Genomic DNA, 17,617 nt, shown 5'->3' with positions numbered 1-17,617 from the left:
GTGCCGGACGCGCTACGGCCGCACGGACTCCCACGGCACGGTCACTTCGCCCAGCCGCCACCGCTTCCGGTCGTCCAGCACGGGCCACCGCGCGGCGAGCAGCCGCACCGCCTCCACCCAGCGGGCGCGCGGCCCGAACGGCGCGAACGCGGCGGCGGTCGCCCAGCACGCGTCCAGCTCGGCCAGCAGGGCGTGCACCCGCTCGCCGGGCACGTTGCGGTGGATCAGCGCCTTGGGCAGGCGTTCGGCCAGGTCGCCGGGCGTCTCCAGGTCGGCGGGCAGGCAGGACAGGGTGAACGTGCGCGGCCCGTCGGCGTCGAGCGCCACCCACGAGCAGCGGCGGCCGATCTCGTCGCAGGTCCCCTCGACCAGCACGCCGCCGGGCGCGAGCCGGCCGATCATGCCCGCCCACGCCTCGTTCGCCTGCTCCTCGGTGTACTGCCGCAGCACGTTGAACGCGCGCAGCAGCAACGGCCGGCGCCCGGCCAGTTCGAACCCGCCGCGCCGGAACTCCAGCCGGGGCGGGTCGGCCGCGGCCTGGCCCGCCGCGACCCGCTCGGCGTCCAGCTCCAGGCCCAGCACGCGCAGCGCGGGGTTGAGCGGGCGCAGCCGGTTCGCCAGCTCCACGGTGGTGACCGGCGACGAGCCGTAGCCGAGGTCGACCACCAGCGGGTCCGCCGCCCGCGCCACCAGGTCGTGGCAGGTGTGCGCCAGCCACCGGTCGACCCGGCGCAGGCGGTTCGGGTTGGTCGTGCCCCTGGTCGGCAGGCCGAGCGCGCGGGCCCGGCCCGCCGCTAGGCGCGGCGGCCGAGCCATTCGGTGGTGAACTCGGCTTCCTTGTCCAGCAGCACGGCGACCTGCTCGGCGATCAGCGCCTCCAGCTTGCCGCCCATCAGCGGGATGCCCACCTTGACCTGACCCACGAGGGTGAGTTCGCTCCCGCCGCCGGCGGCGTCGGCCAGGGTGAAGGTGCCGTCCAGCCGTCCCGGCACGCCGTTCAGCGTCACCTCGACGGTGCCCGCGTACCCGGCCTCGGTCCACGACTCGGCCCGGTCGATCACCAGGTCGCCGCCCAGCAGGCCGCGCGCCACCGAGGGCAGCTTGTCCGCCGGGACGCCCTGCTTGAGCTGGTAGGACGTCGTGCCGCCGGTGGTGGTGAAGGCCACCAGCGCGGCGTCGGTCCCGCCCAGGACCGCCAAGCGGTCGCGCAGGTGGCCCTCGTCCACCAGGGCGGCGTAGACGTCCGACGCGGGCCGCGGGGACGTCGTCAGGTGCTCGATGCGGCGTGCCATGCCGCGGAGGCTACCGTTGGCGGTCGTGACCACCCCGCTGTCCAGTGCCCAGGTGCGCTCCCGCGTGCCGCTGGCCGAGCGCACCACGCTCCGGCTCGGTGGCCCGGCCGCGCGGTACGTGCGCGCCACCACGTCCGCCGAGCTGGTCGACGCCGTGCGCGCGCTCGACGCGGCCGGCGAACCCGTGCTGCTGCTCGGCGGCGGCTCCAACCTGGTGATCGCCGACGCCGGCTTCACCGGCACCGTCGTGCACGTCGGCACGCAGGGCCGCCGGCTCGACCCGCTGGGCGACGGGCTGGTGCAGCTGACCGTCGAGGCGGGCGAGGAGTGGGACTCCGTCGTCGCCGAGGCCGTCTCGCAGGGCCTGGGCGGGCTGGAGTGCCTGTCCGGGATCCCCGGCCTGGTCGGCGCGACGCCCGTGCAGAACGTCGGCGCGTACGGCGTGGAGATCTCCCAGGTGCTCACCTCGGTGGACGTGCTGGACCGGCGCACCGGCCGGGTCAACCAGACCTCCGCCGACGCGCTGGGCCTGGCCTACCGCACCAGCGTGCTCAAGGGCACCGACCAGGCCGTGGTGCTGCGCGCCCGGTACGCGCTGACCTCGGGCGGCCAGTCCGCGCCGATCCGCTACGCCGAGCTGGCCCGCGTGCTCGGCGTCGGCCAGGGCGACCGGGTGCCCGCCGACGCGGCCCGCAAGGCGGTGCTGGAACTGCGCCGGGGCAAGGGGATGGTGCTCGACCCGGCCGACCACGACACGTGGAGCGCGGGCTCGTTCTTCACCAACCCGATGCTGGACGACTCGACGCTGACCGGCGTGCTGATCCGGATCGCCGAGCGGCTCGGCCGGCACGTCGAGGTGCCCACCTACCCGGCGGGCGCGGGGCACCGGAAGCTGTCCGCCGCGTGGCTGATCGAGCGCGCCGGCTTCGGCCGCGGCCACCGCGGGCCCGGCGGGCGGGTCGCGTTGTCCGGCAAGCACACCCTGGCGCTGACCAACCGGGGCGGCGCGTCCACCGAGGACCTGCTGGACCTGGCGCGCGAGGTGCGCGACGGGGTGCGCTCGGCGTTCGGCGTGGAACTGCGCCCCGAACCCGTGCTGGTGGGCTGCGAGATCTGACGCAACCCGCCGTCCGAAGCGGACCGGGTGCACGCCGGCGACCGGCCGTTCGGGTGACTGCGTGTGACGAAACCTCACTCCTCGCGTTTCATGGTGGTAGTGGTGGTTGGAGGTCGTCATGGCAGGCGACGGGCGCGCGGCGATCAGGCCGATCAAGCGGCTGGTCGAGGACGATTTCCTGAGCCGGCCCGGGGTGGTCGGCGTCGACATCGGCCACAAGGCCGTCGGCGGGCGCTGCACGGGGGTGCCGTCGATAGTGGTCTACGTGCGGCGCAAGGGGAACGCCGCGCAGTTCACCATCCCGCCGGACGTGCTGGGCATCCCGACCGACGTGGTCGAGGACACGTTCTTCCCGCACCACACGCTCGCCTCGCCGGAGGGCGTGAGCGGCGCGGAGCGGCACGAGCTGCTGGTCGGCGGCATCGGGGTCGGGCCTAGCCGCGCGGTGCGGTTCGTGCCGCCGGACGTGCCGGAGGCGGACGACTACCTGGTGGCCGGGACGCTGGGCGCGCTGGTCACGCCGCGCGTCAAGCGCCGGACGATGGCGCTCACCGCGTTCCACATCGCGTGCGTGGACGACGCGTGGGCGGTCGGCGACCCGATGGTGCACCCGTCCCGGGTCGACGGCGGGCACCCGTACCGGGACCAGATCGGCGTGCTGGCGCGGGCGGCGCTGTCCGGGACCGTGGACGCCGCCGCGATCGTGCTCACCACGCCCCGTTCGCGGGCCGAGGTGGCGGGGATCGGACTCGTTGCCGGGCAAGGGAAAGCGCACGTCGGGCAGCACGTGCGCAAGCGCGGCCGGACCACCGCGCTGACCGAGGGCGTGGTGGCGTCCACGGACGCGGCGATCACCTTGGACTTCGGCACGGGCCTGGGCGTGCGGACGCTGCGCGACCAGATCCGGGTGGAGGGCCGGTTCGCCGACCACGGCGACTCGGGCGCGGTGCTGCTCGACGACGACAACCGCGTGGTGGGCCTGTACTGTGGCGGCAGCCGGTACCGGGGGTTCGCCAACCCCATCGCGAACGTGCTCGACCAGCTCGACGTGGACCTGCTGCTCGTGGAGCCGTGACCCGCGCGCACTGGGACCACGAGTCCTACCTCGACCTCGTCCGCCGTGCCTGCTTCGTGTGCGAACTGGTCGCCGGCAACCCGGGCCACCCGCACCACGTCGTCCACCGCGACGACGACGCCGTGGTGTTCCTGAGCAGATTTCCGTTCATGTGGGGGCACGTGCTGGTCGCGCCGACCCGGCACTGGCCGAACTCGTGCCCACCGAGCGGCTCTACCCTGCTCAGCCTGGGCAGCCAACAGGGCAACCGGCACGTGCACTGGCACCTCGCGCCGCTGCCGCCGCCCGGCGTGCCGTACGAGGAGCAGCAGCTCGCTGCGCTGCGCACGGACAGCTACCTCGACGCCCCGCAGGACGCCTTGGCCGACCTCGCCGCCCGCCTGGGGCGCGGAACTGCGCGGGATCAGCCCCGGTGGACCCGGGTCGCCGACGCCTGCGCGCGGGGCTTGAGCACGATCTGGTCCAGGTTCACGTGCGACGGCCGGGTCACCGCGAACGCGATGACGTCCGCCACGTCGTCGGCGGTGAGCGCCGTCAGGTCGGCGTACACGGCCGCGGCGCGCTCGGCGTCGCCGTCGAACCGGTTCACCGAGAAGTCGGTCTCCACCAGCCCCGGCAGGACCTCGGTCACCCGGACCGGTTGCCCGAGCAGCTCGCCGCGCAGGGTGCGGTGCAGCGCGGACTGGGCGTGCTTGGCGGAGGTGTAGCCCGCGCCGTTGTCGTACGCCTCGTACGCGGCGACCGACGTCACGGTCACCACGTGCCCGTCACCGGACTCGATCAGCCGGGGCAGCAGGGCTTTGGTGACCCGCAGCGTGCCCAGCACGTTGGTCTCCCACATCCAGCGCCAGTCGTCCTCGTCGGCGGTGAGCACCGGGTCGAGGCCGCGCGCGCCGCCGGCGTTGTTCACCAGCACGCGCGCCGCCGGCACGGCCGCCGCGAACTCCTCGACCGACGAGGGCGAGGTCACGTCGAGCGGCACGGCCGTGCCGTCCAGCTCATCCGCGATAGTCTGGAGGCGGTCGAGCCGTCGGGCACCCAGCACGACGTGGAAGCCTTCGGCGGCGAGCCTGCGGGCGGTGGCCTCACCGATACCCGCGCTGGCTCCGGTGACGACTGCGATAGGACGGGTCACGAGGGTGATCCTAGGTGTGTGATGCAGGTCACTCGCACCGAAAGCCCCAGTGCGCGTCCTTCGTTCGGGAGGTCGAACAGTGCGCAAGAGATTCACGGCCCTGCTGCTCGGTGCGGTTTTCCTGGCGGGTTGCTCCGCCCAGGTGGAACAGGGCGCGCCCAAGGCCGAGGGCGGTGACCGCCCGCCGGTGGCGAAGTTCACCACCGCGCCGGCCGACGGCGCGAAGGACGTCCCGGTGAACCAGCCGGTCCAGGTCACCGTCGCCGAGGGCACCATCGACCAGGTCACGCTGACCAACCCGGAGGGCAAGGCCGTCGCGGGCAAGGTCGCCGAGGACAAGAAGACCTGGTCCAGCACCGAGCCCCTGGGCTTCGGCAAGAGCTACAGCTACCAGGGCAAGGCCACCGGCACCGACGGCAAGAAGGTCGACCTCAAGGGCACCTTCAGCACGCTGGCCGCGGGTGCCGAGGTGCGCGCCACGCTGTTCCCCGGCGACGACCAGACGGTCGGCGTCGCGGTCCCGATCATGGTCAAGTTCGACACCGACGTGGCCGACCGGGCGACCGCCGAGAAGGCGCTGACCGTGACCAACTCCGCGAACGTCAAGGGCAGCTGGGGCTGGCTGAACTCCCGCGAGGTGCACTACCGCCCGGAGAAGTACTGGCCCGCCAACACCAAGATCCACGTCGAGGCCAAGCTCTACGGCGTGCCCTACGGCGGCGGCGCGTTCGGCATGGCTGACGTGACCAGCGACTTCACCGTGGGCCGCAACCAGGTCGTGAAGATCGACACCCCGTCGCACCAGCTCGTGGTCCAGCGCGACGGGCAGACCGTGGCGAGCTACCCGGCGTCCTTCGGCCGGGACGAGGACCCGGAGCTGACCACCCCGAACGGCACGTTCGTGGTGATGCAGAAGGACCCGCAGTTCAGCTTCGACAACCCGCGCTACGGCTACACCAACGTGCTCAAGAAGTGGGCCGTCCGGTTCTCCAACCACGGCGAGTTCATCCACGAGAACAACGACAACGCGGGCAACATCGGCAAGAACAACACCTCGCACGGCTGCGCGAACCTGCTGGAAGCCGACGCCAAGGCGTACTACGACAGCGCGATGGTGGGTGACCCGGTGGAGGTCACCGGCGCGATCACCACCCTGCCGGCCCAGTACGACTGGTACGACTGGCAGATCCCGTGGGCGCAGTGGCAGACCATGTCCGCGCTCTGAGCGTTTCCCCCGATCGGGTCGACCTCGCCGAGGTCGGCCCGATCCGTTTTTCCGGCCCTCGCGACCCGGCCCCGACCGCAAACCCCCGGTCGCCGGGTCCCCCACCAGGGCGATCCCACAGTGTGATCCAGCCTTGTATCGGGAAGCGATGAACTCTTCCGGTTGTTGAGAGTGGTCGTGCTGACTTCTCTCCTCACCGACGAGGGCGTGCGGCTGTCCGTCCGCGAGTCGGGCCCCGCGCACGGGCCGGCGGTGGTGCTGGTGCACGGCTGGGCCCAGTCCGGGGAGGTGTGGCCGCCCGCCGAGTCCTTCCACGCGTACGCGCCCGACCTGCGCGGACACGGCGAGTCGGAAGTGCCGGCGATCGGCTACCGGGACTCCGCGACGTGGGCGGGCGACCTGCGCACCGTGCTGGACCACACCGGTCCCGCCGTGCTGGTCGGCTGGTCCTACGGCGGCCTGGTGCTCACCGACTACCTGCGCCGGTACGGCACCGAACGGGTGAACGGGTTGGTGCTCGTGGGCGCGATCACCGAGATCGGCCCGGACCGGCCCGGCGGTGCCACCGGCCGGGTGATGCGCGATGCGCTGCCCGACGCGCTGTCCGACGACCCGGAGGTGGCCGTGCCCGCCCTGCTGAAGTTCAGCGCCGCCCAGGCCGCGCCGGGCGTGGACGTGCAGCGGCTGCTCGGGACCGCGCTGCGGGTGCCCGCGCGGGTCCGCCGCGAGCTGTTCCGGCGCGACGTGGACAGCTCCGAGGTGCTGAAAGCCGTCGACCGGCCGACCCTGGTGGTGCACGGGACCGCCGACGAGGTGGTCGACCCGGCCGCGGCGCGGTACGCCGCGGCGACCGTCCCCGGAGCGGAGATGCGCTGGTACGAGGGAGTGGGGCACCTGCCGTTCCGGGAACGACCGGAGCGGTTCGCCGCCGACCTGGCCGCGTTCGTCGCGGGGGCCGGGTCGTGAAGCGGGTCGCGGTGCTGTCCGTGCACACCTCGCCGCTGGAGCAGCCCGGCACCGGCGACGCGGGCGGCATGAACGTCTACATCGTGCAGACCGCCACCCGGATGGCCCGGCGCGGCATCGAGGTGGAGATCTTCACCCGGGCCACGTCCTCCGACCTGCCGCCGGTCGCCGAACTCGCGCCGGGCGTCAAGGTGCGGCACGTGGTCGCCGGCCCGTTCGAGGGCCTGGGCAAGGAGGAGCTGCCCGGCCAGCTGTGCGCGTTCACCGCGGGCGTGCTGCGGGCCGAGGCGCGGCACGACCCGGGCCACTACGACGTGGTGCACTCGCACTACTGGCTGTCCGGGCAGGTCGGCTGGCTGGCCCGGGAGCGCTGGGGCGTGCCGCTGGTGCACACCGCGCACACCCTGGCGAAGGTGAAGAACGCGAACCTCGCGCTGTGCGACACCCCGGAGCCCCGGATGCGGGTGATCGGCGAGGAGCAGGTGGTCGCGGAGGCGGACCTGCTGGTCGCCAACACCGACGTCGAGGCGGCCGAGCTGGTCAAGCTCTACGACGCGGACCCGGCCAAGGTGCGGGTCGTGCCGCCGGGGGTGGACCTGGACCTGTTCACGCCGGGCGACCGGGACGCGGCGCGGGCGGCGCTCGGGCTGCGGCCCGACGACGTGGTGCTCACGTTCGTGGGCCGCATCCAGCCGTTGAAGGCCCCGGACGTGCTGCTCAACGCCGCCGCCGAGGTGCTGCGGCAGGTGCCGGGCCTGCGCGACCGGCTGGTGGTGCAGGTGGTCGGCGGGCCGTCCGGCACCGGCGTGAAGACGCCCGAGGACCTCAAGCGGCTGGCCGGCGAACTCGGCATCACCGACGTGGTGCGGTTCCTGCCGCCGCAGGGCGGCGAGCACCTGGCGCGGGTGTACCGGGCGGCCGACGTGGTCGCCGTGCCCAGCCACAACGAGTCGTTCGGCCTGGTCGCGCTGGAGGCGCAGGCGTGCGGCACGCCGGTGGTCGCGGCGGCGGTCGGCGGGCTGCCGGTGGCCGTGCGCGACGGGGTGTCCGGCGCGCTGGTCGACGGGCACGACCCGGTGGCGTGGGCGCGGACGCTGGAATCGCTGGTGCTGCACCCCGCGCACCGGGAGGAGCTGGCCGCGAACGCGGTCGGGCACGCCCGCCGGTTCTCGTGGGACCGGACGACTGATTCCCTGCTGGCGGGGTACGCACGGGCACGGGACGTGTTCCGCGAGGAGGTTTTCGCTTGAGCCTGGACGAGGTCATCGGGTCCGCTTTGGACGAACGCGAGCTGACCTACACCCACGACGAGCCGGGGAAGTTCTTCGTCACCCTGCCGGGGACCAAGAAGCTCCAGACCAACTGCTGGCTGGTGGTCGGCCGGCACGCGGTCGTGGTCGAGGCGTTCGTCTGCCGCCGGCCGGACGAGGCGCACCAGGACGTGTACCGGTTCCTGTTGCGGCGCAACGCGAAGCTCTACGGCGTGCACTACACGATCGACACCCAGGGCGACATCTACCTGGTCGGCCGGATCCCGCCGCACGCGGTGACGGCCGACGAGCTGGACCGGGTGCTCGGCCAGGTGGTGGAGGCCGCCGACGGCGACTTCAACACGTTGCTGGAGATCGGTTTCAAGGGCGCGATCCAGCGCGAGTGGGACTGGCGGGTCTCGCGCGGCGAGTCCCTGGCCAACCTCCAGGCGTTCCGGCACCTGGTGTCCGAATCGTGATCGGTCCCGCGCAACTGCCCGCTGCCGTCCTTCCGTCCGGTGTCTGAGCGACCTGCTTCCGGCAGGTCGGCGGGGCCGGGAAGCAGGGGAGCGGAACATGGGCAGACGGGTGGGGATCGCGGTGGCGCTGGTGGGCCTGATAGCGCTGGCCGGGTGCACGTCGAGCCAGAGCAGCGGCAGCTCGCAGGCCGCCGCGCCGGCTGAGCGGCTCAACGACGCGCAGCCGGGCTCGCCGCAGGTGGGCAAGCAGACCCAGCCGCCGGGCAAGCAGGACAACACCGCCGCCGAGCCGGTCGCGCAGAACCGGCAGCTGGTGCGCACCGGGTCGATGCAGCTGCGCGCGGCGGACGTGGCGGGCACGCTGACCAGGGCCAAGGACGTCGCGATCGCGCAGGGCGGGTTCACCGGCTCGGAGGACTTCACCGACCAGCGGGCCTCGGCGACGCTGCGGGTGCCGGGCGACCGGCTGGACGCGGTGATGAAGTCGATCGGCGAGCTGCCCGACGTGGTGCTCGGCGAGCGGACCGTGCGCACCGAGGACGTGACCGACCAGGTCGTGGACGTCGAGGCGCGGCTGGCGAACCAGCGGGCGAGCGTGGAGCGGGTGCGCGGCCTGCTCGACCGGGCCGGCAGCACGTCGGAGATCACCCAGATCGAGTCCGAGCTGACCAAGCGGCAGAGCGAGCTGGAATCGCTCCAGCGGCGCTACGACTCGCTGCGGGGGCAGGTCGCCATGTCGACCTTGACCTTGACGGTGACCCGCGCGGCCGAGGCCGTGCAGAGCGCCGGGGAGCCGGAGGAGAAGAACTTCCTGACCGCGCTGGGGGACGGCTGGAACGCGCTGGCCAAGGCCGTCTCCTGGTTGCTCATCGTCATCGGGAGCGTCCTGCCGTTCGCCGCGGTGGGCGCGATCGCGCTGATCGGATACCTCGCGTGGCGTCGTCGCCGCAAAAATGCGGTTACGCCCTGACACCTGAATGAGCCACTTTTCCTGAGGAAAACTCTACTGCGAGTGGCATCGAGGGGAGCGCGGGGCGGCTTGGGAGAGAGGGGGAGTCACGAGCTCAAGCCGCCCCACGTCAGTCCCCGCTACTGGTGGATCCGGGCGGGGGGAGCCCGGGAATCCCAGCGGGCCGCGGTTCGACGGGGGGATTGCGAACCGCGGTGGTGCCTACCGGGTCGTTGGAGTGCGTGGGAGCCGACCCGTTCGGCCCTGTCAACTTGGCAGATCGCCGGCGATCACCACAAGGGCTGGCGTTGCTCCATTCGAGTGTTATTAGCCGAGGTAAGTAACGCGGTCGTGATCTTCGGGTTGCCTTGACCGGAGATGTGTGGTGGCTCACGATGTCGGGATTGTCGTTACTAGTGAGTAGTGAGGCTGCCGCATGGTCTTCCGCAGTCCGTACCCCGATGTCGAGCTGCCCGACGTGTCGCTGCACGAGCTGTTGTTCGCCGACCTCGGCGAGCGCGCGGACCGCGTGGCGCTGGTCGACGGCTCCTCGGGCGCGTCCCTCACCTACGCCCAGCTCGCCGCAGCGGTCGACCGCCTCGCCGCAGCCCTCGCCGAACGGGGCATCGGCAAGGGCGACGTGGTGGGCATCCTTAGCCCCAACACCCCGTACTACGCGGTCGTCTTCCACGGCGTCCTGCGCGCCGGCGCGACCGCGACCACCATCAACGCCCTCTACACCGCCGACGAAGTCGCCCACCAGCTGACCGACGCGGGCGCGCGGATGCTGTTCACCGTCTCCGCGCTGCTGCCCAACGCCGCACCGGGCGCGGCGAAGGCGGGCATCACCGACGTGGTCGTCCTCGACCGCGCCGAGGGCTACCCGGACCTGAGCGGGCTGCTCGCCTCCACCGGGCCGGTGCCCGAGGTGTCGGTGGACCCGGCCGAGGACGTGGCCGTGCTGCCGTACTCGTCGGGGACCACCGGCCGGGCCAAGGGCGTGATGCTGACGCACCGCAACCTGGTCGCGAACATCGTGCAGTGCGGGCCGCTGCTGAAGGTCGGCGGGAACACCCGGATCCTCGCCGTGCTCCCGTTCTTCCACATCTACGGGATGCAGGTGCTGATGAACAACGGCCTGCACGTCGGCGCGACGGTGGTGACCCTGCCGAAGTTCGACCTGGCCGAGTTCCTGCGGGTGATCCAGGACCACCGCACCGACCGGGTCTACATCGCGCCGCCGGTCGCCGTCGCGCTGGCCAAGCACCCGCTGGTGGACCAGTACGACCTGTCCGGCATCGACACGATCTTCTCCGGCGCCGCGCCGCTCGACGTCGACCTGGCCGCGGCCGTCGCGAAACGCCTGGGGTGCCGCGTGTCGCAGGGTTACGGGATGACCGAGATGAGCCCGGTCAGCCACGCCATCCCGGACGAGCGCGACGACATCTCGGTCGGCACGGTCGGCGTCATCGCCCCCAACATGGAGTGCCGGTTCGTCGACCCGGCGACCGGCGAGGACGTCGGCGTGGGTGAGCGCGGTGAACTCTGGTGCCGTGGTCCGAACGTGATGAAGGGCTACCTCAACAACCCCGACGCCACTGCGGCGACTCTGGACGACGACGGCTGGCTGCACACCGGGGACGTGGCGGTGATCGACGCCGGTGGCTTGGTGAGCATCGTGGACCGGGTCAAGGAGCTGATCAAGTACAAGGGCTACCAGGTGCCGCCTGCCGAATTGGAGGCGTTGTTGTTGACGCACCCGGAGATCGCGGACGCGGCGGTGGTCGGTGTGCGTGACGACGAGGGCGAGGAAGTGCCCAAGGCGTTCGTGGTGCGGCAGGCGGGGGCGGAGCTGGACGAGGCCGGCGTGATGGCGTTTGTGGCGGAACACGTTTCGCCGCACAAGAAGGTGCGTGTGGTGGAGTTCATCGAGACCATTCCCAAGTCGGCCTCGGGCAAGATCCTGCGCAAGGATCTACGCGCTCGTGAGGCCCGCTGACCGGGTTGTTGTGGGGTGGTCGTGCGGTGAAGGCCCGGTGGTGGTCGACTTTTGAAGAAGCGCTCGCCGCGCGGCAGGCCAACAGGATGATCGGCTTCTGCGATTGTCTTCCGACCCAGCGGTGACCGGGGTTCGTGTCATCCCGTCGACCTCCCGGAGGGCTATCACACGAGCCGGGGACCTGCGAGCCTGGCACCGTGACCGGCGGTTGGTCGGCATGTCGCAGGTCCCCGACTCGTGTGACAGGGCTGCGCCAGGTCGACGGGATGACACGAAGCCCCTCTTGAGGAAGGCAAAGGAGAGTCCCCTGTGGGGAGGGCAAAGGAGTAGGTGGCGAGGTGTCGTGGTGTCGTGGTGGTCGCGCCTTCTTTTGAGGGTGCGTTGAACCCAATCTGGGTGGTTGATTCAGGTGGAGGCCGTGCTTCTGGCGGATGTCGTCGGCAGGTGCGCTGATCCGGGTCGGCAGGTGCGCTAATCCGGGAGGTGTGCGGGGGTGATCGGTGATTCGACCGTCCACCCGAGTTTCCGGTACAGCGCGAGCCCTTCCTCGGTGGCGACCAGTACGCCGCGCACTGCGCCGCTCGCTGTCGCGACGCGCGACAGTTCGGACATGACGACGCTGCCGAGTCCGCGCCTGCGGTGCGCGGGGTCGGTTTCCACCATGTCGACGACGGCCGCGTGGCTGCGCACCGCGACCCGTCCCTTCGCTGCGCTCAGGCCGTCGGCCGCGCGGACCACGACGTCGTGGACGTTCTCGGTGCTGTGCAGTTCCACGGTGTAGGGAGCAGGGGCGTTGACGAGCGGGTGGGTCCCCAGTTCGGTGCTCATCAGGAACTCTGGTGCACGGACTGTCCACCGGGAGCCCAGAACGGGCTGCACCTGTTCGACCGGACCGCAGATCTTCAGCCAGGTCCCGGGTTCGGTGAGACCGGCGGCACGTGGGCCTACCGTGCTCGGGGCCGGGTCTGGCAGGACGTAGCGCACTTGGTGTCCGGGCAGTCCGACGTCCACGCGGTAGCCGTCGGGTTCCGTGACGGGGTCGGGGGTGCCTCGGGACAAAGCCCAACCCCACACCCAGTCGGCGACGGTTCCTGACACGTCCGACGGAGTCCGGAAATCGATCACGTCCCGATCCTGCCACGCCGGCAAGCCATTTGGAGGGCTTCGGAATCGGGATGCGGGGCTCTGAGGTGAGGAGGCGCAGGGGTGGCGGAGGGGGTGGTGGAGGGGGTGGCGCGGGGGTGGCCCGGGGGGATGGTCGCGGGGGGTGGCCCGGGGGATGGTGGAGGGAGTGGTGGAGGGGGTCGCCTGTCGGTCAGGCCCTGCGTGTCAGCCTCGGCGTGTCACGCTCTGTGTCACACGGACGGGTTGACCCTGGGGTTTCGGGTCGCGTTCGACGGTGGGGTGCCGCCAGCATCGTCGGTTGTTCGACAACACCCCCCATCGTTCGGAGTCCACATGCGCACGTTCGGCAAGCTCGTCCTCGCGACCGCCGCCGCCCTCGTCCTCACCGCTCCGGTCGCGGGTGCCTCTCCGCTCAACGGCGTCGGCGGCCCGGTCGGGCAGGTCGGTTCGGTCGGGTCGAGCGGCCCGCTCAGCCTGGTGCAGCCGGTCACGAACCTGATCGGGCTCGGCCTGCTCGGCTGACCGGAATCCCGGTGTGGAAGGCCCCCGGTTCGACTCGGCCGGGGGCCTTCCCGCGTCTCGGGGGGGCGGTGCGGAAATCGGTGCTGGACGTGGGGGCGTCGGGCGGGCACTGTCCACGTCGGCCCGGCGCGGTAGGCGGAATCTCCAGTAAGGACTAGGTTTTCTGCAACGATCCAGCGTCGGCTGTCACAGCGGATGCGACCCGGTGGGGCTCATCTGGCAGGCTTGGCGCATGGCTGTCGGAACCCTCGTGCTGCTCCGCCACGGCGAGAGCGTCTGGAACGCGGAGAACCTGTTCACCGGCTGGGTGGACGTCCCCCTGTCGGACAAGGGCGTGCGGGAGGCGACGCGCGGCGGTGTGCTGCTGCGCGAGGCGAACCTGCTGCCCGACGTGGTGCACACGTCGCTGATGCGCCGCGCCATCACCACCGCCAACCTCGCGCTGGACGCGGCCGACCGCCACTGGATCCCGGTGCGCCGCGACTGGCGGCTCAACGAGCGGCACTACGGCGCGTTGCAGGGCAAGAACAAGAAGCAGACGCTGGAGGAGTTCGGCGAGGAGCAGTTCATGCTCTGGCGTCGTTCGTACGACACCCCGCCGCCGCCGATCGAGCCCGGCTCGGAGTTCAGCCAGGACGCCGACCCGCGCTACGCCGACCTCGGCCCGGACCTGCCGCTGACCGAGTGCCTGCTCGACGTCGTGAAGCGGATGATCCCGTACTGGGAGACCGCGATCGTCCCGGACCTGCGCGAGGGGCGGACGGTCCTGGTGGCCGCGCACGGCAACTCGTTGCGCGCCCTGGTCAAGCACCTCGACGGCGTCTCCGACGAGGCCATCGCGGGCCTGAACATCCCCACGGGCATCCCGCTGCGCTACGACCTGGACGAGGCCCTCAAGCCCCTCAACCCCGGCGGCACCTACCTGGACCCGGACGCGGCGGCGGACGCGATCAAGGCCGTGGCCAACCAGGGGCGTGCCTGATCGCGAAGTCCCGCTAGACCAGGCCCAGCTCGCGGGCGCGGGCACCGGCCTGGAAACGGGACGACGCGCCCAGCGCGGTCATCAGATCGGCGACGCGACGGCGGTACGTGCGCAGGGACATGCCCAGCGCACGGGCCGCCGTCTCGTCCGTCCAGCCCTCGTTCAACGCCTCCAGCACCGCCGGTGCCACCGGCCTCAGCTCGGCCATCCCGGCGTCGTGCACGGCCAGGTCGGTCCCGCCGCGCCACGCCGCCTCGAACAGCGAACCCACGCCGTGCACCAGTTCGGGCCGGGTGATCACGGTGTAGCTGCGCAGCCCGTGCGACATGTCGCCGGCGACGATCGCGACCCGCCCGTCCAGCAGGATCGTCTCGTTCACCTCGTGCGCGCACACGCGCACTTGCGCGCCATGTGACGCCATGATCCGCGCGTGCTCGGCCCACTGCGGTTCGAGCATGGTGCTCAGCCGGAACAGCTTGCGCACTTTTTTGGGCGTGCGCTCGGGCATGGTCGTCGGGTGCGTGCCCATCCACGTGCGCAGCGCGTTGGCCGCGCACGCCAGCTCCTCGGTCGCTCCCTCGAAAAGGTGCGCCGCGCGTCGGAACAGCTCCGCTTCGCCGCGCACCACGACCACGCTCTCCATGGGGCGAGCATGGCAGCATCCGGCCATGTCGAGCGTCGATCGGGGTGTTCGACCAGAGTCGTGGCCATGCTGAACCTCAACCGCATCGGCTACGGCGCGATGCAGCTCGCCGGGCCCGGCGTCTTCGGTCCGCCCGCCGACCCGGACAACGCCAAGGCCGTCCTGCGCCGCGCCGTCGAGTTGGGTGTGGACCACGTCGACACCAGCGACTACTACGGCCCGCGCGTGGTCAACGAGCTGATCCGCGAGGCCCTGCACCCCTACGACGGGCTGACCGTCGTCACCAAGGTCGGCTTCCGCCGCACCCCGGACGCGGGCTGGGCGCCCGCCGCGAGCCGGGACGAACTGCGGGAAGCCGTGCACGACAACCTGCGCGCGCTGGGCGTGGACCGGCTGGACGTGGTGAACCTGCGGATCGCGGGGCGTGACGAGGGGTCGGTCGAGGAGCCGTTCTCGGTGCTCGCCGAACTGCGCGAGGAGGGCCTGATCGGCGAGTTGGGCCTGAGCAACATCGGTCCGCAGCACCTGGCGGAGGCGCGGGCGATCGCGCCCGTGGTGTGCGTGCAGAACATGTTCAACATCGCCGAGCGCGGCGATTCGGACGTGCTCGACCTCACTACGGCGGAACAGGTCGCTTATGTCCCTTTCTTCCCGCTGGGCGGCTTTTCGCCGATTCAGCACAATGTGATGAACGAGGTCGCGGAAAGTAACGGCGCGACCGCCCGACAGGTCGCCCTCGCGTGGCTGCTGCACCGCGCGCCGAACATCCTGCTCATCCCCGGAACGTCGTCCCTCCGACACCTGGAAGAGAACCTGGCGTCCGGTCGGCTGCGCCTGTCCGAACAGGACCTGCGTCGGTTGGACACGATTGGGTGAACTAGAGCCGTCTTGGGGGAAAACATCATTGCCGGACGGTGTCGCAGGTGTCACGAACCACGCGTGCGGACTAGGCCGCACCCGGCCTGACCTGCTTACGATGCGTCCGTGACCGCAACGGGTTACCTCGTCTTGTCGATCGGCGTTCTGCTGATCGGCGGCGCGGCCTTTTTCGTCGGGCGGGCCACCGCGCGCCCGCGCAGCGAACGGCCCGCCGGCCTCACCGTCGCCGACCTGATGGGGATGGTCGTCCAGTCCGCCCACGACGGCATAGTCGTCCTCAACGTTTTCGGGGACGTCGTGCTGCACAACCCACGTGCCGAAGAACTCGGCGTGGTCCGCAACAACCGGGTGGACGACCGCGCCCGGCGCGCGGCCGAACTCGCCCGGGAAACCGGCGAGGTGGTCAACGTCGACCTGTCCTCGTTCGAGGTCAAGGGCCGGCAGCCGGAAGCGGTGCACGCCCAGGTCAAGGTGATCACCGACGGTTTCGTCGTGGTGGACGCCTCGGACGAGTCCGAGGCGGTCCGCCTGGAAGCCACCCGGCGCGACTTCGTGGCCAACGTCAGCCACGAGCTCAAGACCCCGGTGGGCGCGCTCGCGCTGCTCGCCGAGGCCGTCCTGGACGCCTCGGACGACCAGGAGGAGGTCCGCCGGTTCAGCGCCAAGATCATGCAGGAGGCCACCCGCCTGGGCACCCTGGTCACCGAGCTGATCGCGCTGTCCCGGTTGCAGGGCGCGGAGAAGCTGCCCGAGCTCAACCGGGTGGGCGTCGACGTGGTGATCGACGAGGCGATGAGCCGCTCGAAGCTCGCCGCCGAGTCGGCCGGCATCGGCATCGCCACCGACGACCCCAGCGGGCTGGAGGTCGAGGGCGACCGGACGCTGCTGGTCACCGCGTTGAGCAACCTGCTCGACAACGCGGTCGCCTACTCGCCGCCGGGCAGCCCGGTGTCGGTGAGCAGGCGGCTGGTCGCGGGCTTCGTGGAGATCGCGGTCACCGACCGCGGCATCGGCATCGCCGAAGACCAGCAGGCCCGCGTGTTCGAGCGGTTCTACCGCGTCGACAAGGCCCGGTCCCGGGCCACCGGGGGCACCGGCCTCGGGCTCGCCATCGTCAAGCACGTCGCCGCCAACCACGGCGGCGAGGTGAAGCTGTGGAGCCTCCCGGGCACCGGTTCCACGTTCACGCTGCGCATCCCGGCACACCCCGACCGGGAAGAGCGCACCGCCGACCTGCCCAGACCGGAACTCGCTGTCCCTGTGCCGACCAGCGCGGGCAAACTCGGAGGAGAGCTGTGACCAGGGTGCTCATCGTGGAGGACGAGGAGTCCTTCGCCGATCCGCTCGCCTTCCTGCTGCGCAAGGAGGGCTTCACCGCGGCGCTCGCGGCCACCGGCCAGGAGGCGTTGGAGGAGTTCGACCGCAACGGCGCGGACATCGTGCTGCTCGACCTGATGCTGCCCGGCATGAGCGGCACCGACGTCTGCAAGCAGTTGCGCGCCCGCTCGGCCGTGCCCGTGATCATGGTCACTGCCCGGGACAGCGAGATCGACAAGGTCGTGGGTCTGGAGCTGGGGGCCGACGACTACGTCACCAAGCCCTACTCGGCCCGGGAGCTGATCGCCCGCATCCGCGCCGTGCTGCGCCGCGGCGGCGAGTCCGAGGAGCTGTTGCCGCAGGTCCTGGAGGCCGGCCCGGTCCGGATGGACGTCGAGCGGCACGTGGTCACGGTCGACGGCGGCGAGGTCAACCTGCCGCTCAAGGAGTTCGACCTGCTGGAGTACCTGCTGCGCAACGTCGGTCGCGTGCTCACCCGCGGTCAGCTCATCGACCGGGTGTGGGGTGCGGACTACGTCGGCGACACCAAAACCCTGGACGTGCACGTCAAGCGGCTGCGGTCGAAGATCGAGCCCGATCCGTCGACTCCGCGGCACCTGGTGACCGTGCGCGGACTGGGCTACAAGTTCGAGTCCTGACCC

General features: G+C 71.5%; 18 protein-coding genes. 13 read left to right on the top strand and 5 right to left on the bottom strand.

Annotation, left to right across the window (positions count from 1 at the left end; translation table 11 throughout):
* Positions 1-12 precede the first annotated feature (12 nt).
* Together AC0HI0_RS32540 and AC0HI0_RS32535 are read right to left on the bottom strand one after the other, a co-directional pair.
* Positions 13-816: a class I SAM-dependent methyltransferase gene (locus AC0HI0_RS32540; protein ID WP_480927300.1), complete on the bottom strand. Its 804-nt coding sequence runs from the start codon at positions 814-816 to the stop codon at positions 13-15.
* Positions 795-1,292 (bottom strand): DUF2505 domain-containing protein, encoded by a 498-nt coding sequence (locus AC0HI0_RS32535; RefSeq protein WP_480927299.1) that lies wholly within the window; start codon positions 1,290-1,292, stop codon positions 795-797. The genes AC0HI0_RS32540 and AC0HI0_RS32535 overlap by 22 nt, the downstream gene beginning before the upstream one ends.
* Here AC0HI0_RS32535 and AC0HI0_RS32530 point away from each other — a divergent pair.
* Both AC0HI0_RS32530 and AC0HI0_RS32525 read left to right on the top strand, forming a co-directional pair.
* Positions 1,279-2,409 carry a UDP-N-acetylmuramate dehydrogenase gene (locus AC0HI0_RS32530; RefSeq protein WP_480927298.1) on the top strand — a complete coding sequence of 377 codons (1,131 nt, stop codon included), beginning with the start codon at positions 1,279-1,281 and terminating at the stop codon, positions 2,407-2,409. The genes AC0HI0_RS32535 and AC0HI0_RS32530 overlap by 14 nt on opposite strands.
* Positions 2,410-2,527: 118 nt before the next feature.
* Positions 2,528-3,484: a chymotrypsin family serine protease gene (locus AC0HI0_RS32525; RefSeq protein WP_480927297.1), complete on the top strand. Its 957-nt coding sequence runs from the start codon at positions 2,528-2,530 to the stop codon at positions 3,482-3,484.
* A 403-nt stretch (positions 3,485-3,887) separates the two neighbouring features.
* Here AC0HI0_RS32525 and AC0HI0_RS32520 read toward each other — a convergent pair whose 3' ends face one another.
* Positions 3,888-4,619, bottom strand: coding sequence for an SDR family NAD(P)-dependent oxidoreductase (locus AC0HI0_RS32520; RefSeq protein WP_480927296.1), 732 nt, complete (start codon positions 4,617-4,619; stop codon positions 3,888-3,890).
* A 79-nt stretch (positions 4,620-4,698) separates the two neighbouring features.
* On the opposite strand from AC0HI0_RS32520, the gene AC0HI0_RS32515 reads away from it, so the two are divergent.
* From AC0HI0_RS32515 to AC0HI0_RS32490, 6 genes are all read left to right on the top strand, one after another.
* Positions 4,699-5,844: a L,D-transpeptidase gene (locus tag AC0HI0_RS32515; protein ID WP_480927295.1), complete on the top strand. Its 1,146-nt coding sequence runs from the start codon at positions 4,699-4,701 to the stop codon at positions 5,842-5,844.
* A 177-nt stretch (positions 5,845-6,021) separates the two neighbouring features.
* Positions 6,022-6,810, top strand: coding sequence for an alpha/beta fold hydrolase (locus tag AC0HI0_RS32510; RefSeq protein ID WP_480927294.1), 789 nt, complete (start codon positions 6,022-6,024; stop codon positions 6,808-6,810).
* Complete coding sequence (gene mshA, locus AC0HI0_RS32505; RefSeq protein WP_480927293.1) at positions 6,807-8,060, top strand: D-inositol-3-phosphate glycosyltransferase; 1,254 nt, start codon at positions 6,807-6,809, stop codon at positions 8,058-8,060. Before AC0HI0_RS32510 ends, mshA begins: the two co-directional genes overlap by 4 nt.
* The gene (locus tag AC0HI0_RS32500; RefSeq protein ID WP_480927292.1) at positions 8,057-8,539 is read left to right on the top strand and encodes a type III secretion system chaperone family protein; all 483 of its coding nucleotides are present in this window, start codon (positions 8,057-8,059) and stop codon (positions 8,537-8,539) included. The genes mshA and AC0HI0_RS32500 overlap by 4 nt, the downstream gene beginning before the upstream one ends.
* Before the next feature lie 97 nt (positions 8,540-8,636).
* Positions 8,637-9,509 carry a DUF4349 domain-containing protein gene (locus tag AC0HI0_RS32495; RefSeq protein ID WP_480927291.1) on the top strand — a complete coding sequence of 291 codons (873 nt, stop codon included), beginning with the start codon at positions 8,637-8,639 and terminating at the stop codon, positions 9,507-9,509.
* Positions 9,510-9,924: 415 nt separating this feature from the next.
* On the top strand, positions 9,925-11,487 hold the full coding sequence (locus AC0HI0_RS32490; protein ID WP_480927290.1) for a 4-coumarate--CoA ligase family protein: 1,563 nt from the start codon (positions 9,925-9,927) through the stop codon (positions 11,485-11,487).
* A gap of 471 nt (positions 11,488-11,958) precedes the next feature.
* Here AC0HI0_RS32490 and AC0HI0_RS32485 read toward each other — a convergent pair whose 3' ends face one another.
* Positions 11,959-12,471 carry a GNAT family N-acetyltransferase gene (locus AC0HI0_RS32485; protein ID WP_480927289.1) on the bottom strand — a complete coding sequence of 171 codons (513 nt, stop codon included), beginning with the start codon at positions 12,469-12,471 and terminating at the stop codon, positions 11,959-11,961.
* 474 nt (positions 12,472-12,945) lie between these two features.
* Here AC0HI0_RS32485 and AC0HI0_RS32480 point away from each other — a divergent pair, with 474 nt between their 5' ends.
* Both AC0HI0_RS32480 and AC0HI0_RS32475 read left to right on the top strand, forming a co-directional pair.
* Complete coding sequence (locus tag AC0HI0_RS32480; protein WP_480927288.1) at positions 12,946-13,134, top strand: hypothetical protein; 189 nt, start codon at positions 12,946-12,948, stop codon at positions 13,132-13,134.
* Positions 13,135-13,366: 232 nt separating this feature from the next.
* Positions 13,367-14,116: a phosphoglyceromutase gene (locus AC0HI0_RS32475; protein WP_480927287.1), complete on the top strand. Its 750-nt coding sequence runs from the start codon at positions 13,367-13,369 to the stop codon at positions 14,114-14,116.
* 13 nt (positions 14,117-14,129) lie between these two features.
* On the opposite strand, the gene AC0HI0_RS32470 is transcribed toward AC0HI0_RS32475, so the two are convergent.
* Positions 14,130-14,759, bottom strand: a complete 630-nt coding sequence (locus AC0HI0_RS32470; protein ID WP_480927286.1) for a DNA-binding response regulator — start codon at positions 14,757-14,759, stop codon at positions 14,130-14,132.
* Between the two features lie 66 nt (positions 14,760-14,825).
* On the opposite strand from AC0HI0_RS32470, the gene AC0HI0_RS32465 reads away from it, so the two are divergent.
* The 3 genes from AC0HI0_RS32465 to AC0HI0_RS32455 all read left to right on the top strand — a co-directional run bounded on the left by AC0HI0_RS32465 (position 14,826) and on the right by AC0HI0_RS32455 (position 17,614).
* Positions 14,826-15,635, top strand: a complete 810-nt coding sequence (locus tag AC0HI0_RS32465; RefSeq protein ID WP_480927285.1) for an oxidoreductase — start codon at positions 14,826-14,828, stop codon at positions 15,633-15,635.
* 108 nt (positions 15,636-15,743) lie between these two features.
* Positions 15,744-16,937 (top strand): sensor histidine kinase, encoded by a 1,194-nt coding sequence (locus tag AC0HI0_RS32460; RefSeq protein WP_480927284.1) that lies wholly within the window; start codon positions 15,744-15,746, stop codon positions 16,935-16,937.
* Positions 16,934-17,614: a response regulator transcription factor gene (locus AC0HI0_RS32455; RefSeq protein WP_033436599.1), complete on the top strand. Its 681-nt coding sequence runs from the start codon at positions 16,934-16,936 to the stop codon at positions 17,612-17,614. The genes AC0HI0_RS32460 and AC0HI0_RS32455 overlap by 4 nt, the downstream gene beginning before the upstream one ends.
* Positions 17,615-17,617: the final 3 nt, after the last annotated feature.

The sequence above is a fragment of the Saccharothrix sp. NBAS 001 genome (assembly GCF_056640475.1).
The sequence above is the reverse complement of the archived record's forward strand: the minus strand, read 5'-3'. Positions and strand labels throughout refer to the sequence as shown.

Coding starts and splice junctions, on each gene's coding strand:
- AC0HI0_RS32495 (WP_480927291.1), top strand. CDS start 8,637: ATGGGCAGACGGGTGGGGATCGCGGTGGCGCTGGTGGGCCTGATAGCG.
- AC0HI0_RS32470 (WP_480927286.1), bottom strand. CDS start 14,759: ATGGAGAGCGTGGTCGTGGTGCGCGGCGAAGCGGAGCTGTTCCGACGC.
- AC0HI0_RS32530 (WP_480927298.1), top strand. CDS start 1,279: ATGCGGCGTGCCATGCCGCGGAGGCTACCGTTGGCGGTCGTGACCACC.
- AC0HI0_RS32465 (WP_480927285.1), top strand. CDS start 14,826: ATGCTGAACCTCAACCGCATCGGCTACGGCGCGATGCAGCTCGCCGGG.
- AC0HI0_RS32535 (WP_480927299.1), bottom strand. CDS start 1,292: ATGGCACGCCGCATCGAGCACCTGACGACGTCCCCGCGGCCCGCGTCG.
- AC0HI0_RS32475 (WP_480927287.1), top strand. CDS start 13,367: ATGGCTGTCGGAACCCTCGTGCTGCTCCGCCACGGCGAGAGCGTCTGG.
- AC0HI0_RS32490 (WP_480927290.1), top strand. CDS start 9,925: ATGGTCTTCCGCAGTCCGTACCCCGATGTCGAGCTGCCCGACGTGTCG.
- AC0HI0_RS32525 (WP_480927297.1), top strand. CDS start 2,528: ATGGCAGGCGACGGGCGCGCGGCGATCAGGCCGATCAAGCGGCTGGTC.
- AC0HI0_RS32540 (WP_480927300.1), bottom strand. CDS start 816: ATGGCTCGGCCGCCGCGCCTAGCGGCGGGCCGGGCCCGCGCGCTCGGC.
- AC0HI0_RS32480 (WP_480927288.1), top strand. CDS start 12,946: ATGCGCACGTTCGGCAAGCTCGTCCTCGCGACCGCCGCCGCCCTCGTC.